The organism is Reyranella sp. (assembly GCF_050185545.1).
In the GTDB taxonomy this organism is placed as follows: domain Bacteria; phylum Pseudomonadota; class Alphaproteobacteria; order Reyranellales; family Reyranellaceae; genus Reyranella.
Window position 1 is genome coordinate 110,055 of record NZ_JBFWZI010000003.1, and the last position, 4,117, is coordinate 114,171.

Annotated in this window: 4 protein-coding genes and 1 pseudogene; 1 reads left to right on the forward strand and 4 read right to left on the reverse strand. The window is 65.2% G+C overall.

Annotated features, from left to right (window positions below):
• The 4 genes and pseudogenes from AB7O82_RS01745 to AB7O82_RS01760 form a co-directional block, all read right to left on the reverse strand.
• A pseudogene (locus AB7O82_RS01745) lies at window positions 1–1,015 on the reverse strand (hypothetical protein); the annotation flags it as partial.
• Window positions 1,012–1,521, reverse strand: a complete 510-nt coding sequence (locus AB7O82_RS01750) for a hypothetical protein (RefSeq protein ID WP_428618520.1) — start codon at window positions 1,519–1,521, stop codon at window positions 1,012–1,014. The pseudogene AB7O82_RS01745 and the gene AB7O82_RS01750, both read right to left, overlap by 4 nt.
• 22 nt (window positions 1,522–1,543) lie before the next feature.
• Window positions 1,544–2,356 carry a phosphate/phosphite/phosphonate ABC transporter substrate-binding protein gene (locus AB7O82_RS01755; RefSeq protein ID WP_428554610.1) on the reverse strand — a complete coding sequence of 271 codons (813 nt, stop codon included), beginning with the start codon at window positions 2,354–2,356 and terminating at the stop codon, window positions 1,544–1,546.
• A gap of 150 nt (window positions 2,357–2,506) precedes the next feature.
• Window positions 2,507–3,400, reverse strand: a complete 894-nt coding sequence (locus tag AB7O82_RS01760) for a DMT family transporter (protein ID WP_428554607.1) — start codon at window positions 3,398–3,400, stop codon at window positions 2,507–2,509.
• A gap of 171 nt (window positions 3,401–3,571) precedes the next feature.
• Between AB7O82_RS01760 and AB7O82_RS01765 the strand changes: the two genes are divergently transcribed.
• On the forward strand, window positions 3,572–4,117 hold a 546-nt coding region (locus tag AB7O82_RS01765; protein WP_428618523.1), incomplete at its 3' end, for an amidohydrolase family protein.

Here is a 4,117-nt window from a genome sequence, read left to right on the forward strand (position 1 = left end):
ACCAGACATTGTCGGGATGCTGGGTGCAGCGCTGGACCCGCCCGCTGAGGCCAAGATCGTCCCGATAGACGGTTTCCGCCTCGGCAAGGTGGCCCTGCTCCATCAGCAGCGCGGCCAGCGCGTGGCGGGGCGGATGCATCCAGGACCACGGCTCGGTGTAATTGAGACTGTCGTCGCGGTGCACGGCCTCGCGCAGATGGGCATAGGCCTGTTCATGGTTTCCCCTGTGGTACTCGACCTCGCCGTCGAGCATGGCTTCGCCCACGCCCAATGTTGCGCGCACGAGATTGCTCAGGAACTTCAGGTCCGCCGGTATGCGGGCCACGGCATCGCGAAACAGCATGCGTTCGCGGTCGGCGGCGGCGGGATCCTGGAGCGTCGCGCAGGCGATCCCTCTTGCATAGTGATGCATGGCCGTCGAGATCCTGTAGATCTCCGGATCGCGGGGCGGCGGCTCGTCGACGATCTCGCGCCAGCGCCCGAACCGGACGAGCACGTGCATCTTCATCGCGTAATAGCCTTCCGTCATCACGACGAGCTTCGGACGATCCTTCATGGTGAGGATGTCCTCGGTCATGATGCTCCTGATCTTGTCCGCCGCAGCAAGCGCGGGGAAGTATTGTCCCAGCAGCATGCAGGTATGCATCATCAGATGCAGGTCGTGGCCACGTGCCGTGACGTAGAAATTGAGCGAGCCCGCATAGTCTGCGTACAGGTCGTCGGACTCGATCGCCCGCTCGCTCACGAGCCTGGCCTTCTCGTAGTCGCCACACAGCACATAGATATGCCCGGGCATGTGATTCATGTGCCCGGCATCCGGTGCTATCGTCGACAGCAGGTTTGCCGATCGGAGCGCGTGCTCGGGATGGTTCGACATCTCCATCACGTGGATGTGCAGATGGAGGATCGCGAGGTGCGGGCGCTGGCCGGCCTTGTCGGTCATGGCCATCGAGCGCTCGCAGAGAGCGAGCGCTTCCAGCGTGTCTGCGTTGCGCGCGGGGAGTCCGGTCTTCACGTCCCACAGGCGCCGGGGTGTTCGCGTGATGAGCGCCTCGACCACAGCGCCATGATGTCGTGGTCGTCGGGAAAGGCATTGTGGATGCGGCGCATCGCGGCCGCGTAGTCGTCGTCCCACCTGTCGAACTGCTCGGGGCTGACGCCGCGGGGTTCCTGGAAGCGCTTGGCCAGCGCCTCGACCAGATGACGCTCTGCATCTTCTGCGCCGGCGCTCAGGCCGAGAGCGATCTCGAGATGCTCGAAGGCAACCTTGGTGAAGCGATCGGCTTCGGCCTTGCCGTAATCACGCCAGGTGAGGTTGTAGAAAGGGCCGGAACCGTAGGCGATGCCCCAATGCGCCATGACGCAGTCCGGGTCGAGCTCGAGCGCCTTGTGAAAGCACTTCACGCCCTCTTCCTGGTTGAAGCCGAAGCACCAGTTCAGGCCGAGATCGAACCAGCGCTGAGCCTCCGCGGACGACGTGCGAATCTTCCTGGTGTGGGCGCCGAGATCGAAGCGATCCATGGTCATCGTCCTCGCGATGTCGTCACGCGAGCTCGGGATAGCCGAGTTCGGCGGCTTTGCGCTCGTAGTCGAGCAGGGCCGCATAGGCCGCCGGGTCCGGCATCGAGATGCTGCGCAGCCGCAAGCCGGCGAGCACGGGACGGCGGGCGGGATCGGCGGCGAGTCGAAGCAGGCCGGCCTGCAGGCGGGCCGCTTCGTCGGCAGGGGTGGCGATCGAGGTGACGAAGGGGATCGCCGGGCTCCCGGGCGTCTCGGCGAGGATGCGCAGAGAAGCCACGACCTCGGGCCGGTGATCCTCGAGGAAGGTATAGGTCAGGCAATCGATGGACGCGGAGTCGAGCTCGCCCGAGGTCACGCGGGCGATGCTGTTGGGGTGGGAGCCGGTCTCGACGACGGACCGAAAGAACGGCTTGCCGCCGGCAAGAGGGGCGAACAGCAGGCGGGGCAGGTTCATGCCGGAGTTGGAATGCCGGCTGTTGAGGGCGAAGGACGTGCCCCGCAGATCCTCGGGCTTCCGGTAGGGCGAGTCGCCTCGCACGAGGATGAAGGCGCAATGCGTTCCCTCGCGACAACCCGGCGCGTCGTAGCTCGGCGTGCCGAGCAATCGATACTGGCCGCGATAGAGGGTCTGCAGAGGATAGCCGCAGGTCTGGGAGAACAGGACCTCGTCCTCGATCCTGTCCGGCACGGGAGGGCGGGCAAATGTCAGCACCGATGGAATGTTCGCGAAGCCGTCGTGGCGCAGCTCGTCCGCCAACGCGTCCCAAAAGGCGGCGTTCAGGGGCCGCATCTCGGGTAGATTGTACATTGGGAGGCTGGCGGCTCGCGTCTTCATGCTCTGCAATATTCCAGCAATAGCTTGATCGGGAACTGTTGCTTCGTCTACGCCGACCGCTTCCCTTGCGTCAGTCGCAAGTGATTGATTCCAAAGGGTACTGACGCATGGACGCAAGATCTGGCCGTGATGCTCTCGAACGGACTGGCCTCAAGCCCGAGACGACCCGTTCCGCCGGTCGTGATGCCACGTGTAGAGGCTGCTCGCGACGATGATGGCCGTGCCCAGGATCGTCCATTCGTCGGGGAAGTCGCCGAACACGACGAGACCCAGGATCGTCACCCAGACCAGCGCGGTGTAGCAGTAGGGCTGCACCGCGCCGGCTTCGGCAATGGCGAAGGCGCGGATCAGGCTGTAGCTGGCCAGCGCATTGAGGAGCGCGATGGCGATCAGCAGCGTCCAGCCGATCGTGTCCGGCCAGTGCCATTGCCACGGTCCGACGAGGGTCGTGGCGGCAAGCCCGGCAAAGGCCGTCCACACGAACGTCGTGTCGGCAGAATCCGTGCGGGTGCAGAGCCGCACCAGAACCTGGTAGGCCGCCCACATCACGGCGCCGATGATGGGCAACAGCATCGGCCAGTCGAGGGTGCGCAGGCCGGGCCGCACGATCAGCAGCATGCCGAGGAAGCCCACCACCACGGCGAGCCAACGCGCCGGTTCGGCACGTTCGCCGAGAAACATGACGCCAAACACGATCACGATGAGAGGCGAGGTCGAGGCCAGGGCATGGGTGTCGGCCAGCGGCAGGTAGGCCAGCGCCAGCACGAACACGGCACTCTCGACGAGAATGAGAATCGAGCGGCCGCCCTGCAACCACGGCCGTCGGGTGCGGGCCATCGCCAGCAGTCCCTTGCGACGCACGAGCAGCCAGGCAAAGACGCAGAACACGCCGTAGCGGATCCACATCATCTGTCCGATCGAATAGTCGGCCACGACCCACTTGCTCATCGCGTCCATGACGGCGAAGCCCAGCATGGCCAGGACTGTGTAGAGCGCGCCGAGGGAGGTGTTGTTGCGAGAGCGGGCCGCCTCCGCGGCGGTCATTCCGCCGCGGCCATGCGCTGCGTCGTCGGCCGAAGCACCGGCCGCTCGGCGAACAACTTCAGGCTGCGCATCACCTTCTTGAAAAGAACGCCGAATTCCATGCTTTCCTTGCCTTTCGACACGCGATCCTAGGGGGCCTGCCATGCACTGGCCAGCGATTGAGGGGCTGGTCTGCCGGGCGTAGGCTCGCAAGGCGGATGGAGGGCTGACATGGCATTCGACCTCGTCGTCAGGAACGGCATGATCGTCGATGGTTCCGGACTGCCGCGCTATCGCGGCGACATCGGCGTCAAGGATGGCAGGATCGTCGAGATCGGCCGCATCAATGGAGCGGCGGCCAGGGAGACGATGGACGCGGAAGGCCGCGTCGTCGCCCCGGGCTTCGTCGACGGCCACACCCACATGGATGCGCAGATCTTCTGGGATCCGATCGGCACCAGCTCGTGCTTCCAGGGCGTGACCAGCGTGGTCATGGGCAATTGCGGCTTCACCCTGGCACCGTGCCGCGAGGCCGAGGCCGACCTCGTCATCCGCAACCTCGAGCGCGCCGAGGACATCAGCCGCGCCGCCATGAAAGCCGGCATCAAGTGGCGCTGGGAGACCTTCCCCGAGTTTCTCGACGTCCTCGAGTCGTTGCCCAAGGGCATCAACTACGCGGGCTACATGGGCCACTGCGCTCTGCGCACCTACGTGATGGGCGAGCGCGCCTTCACCGAC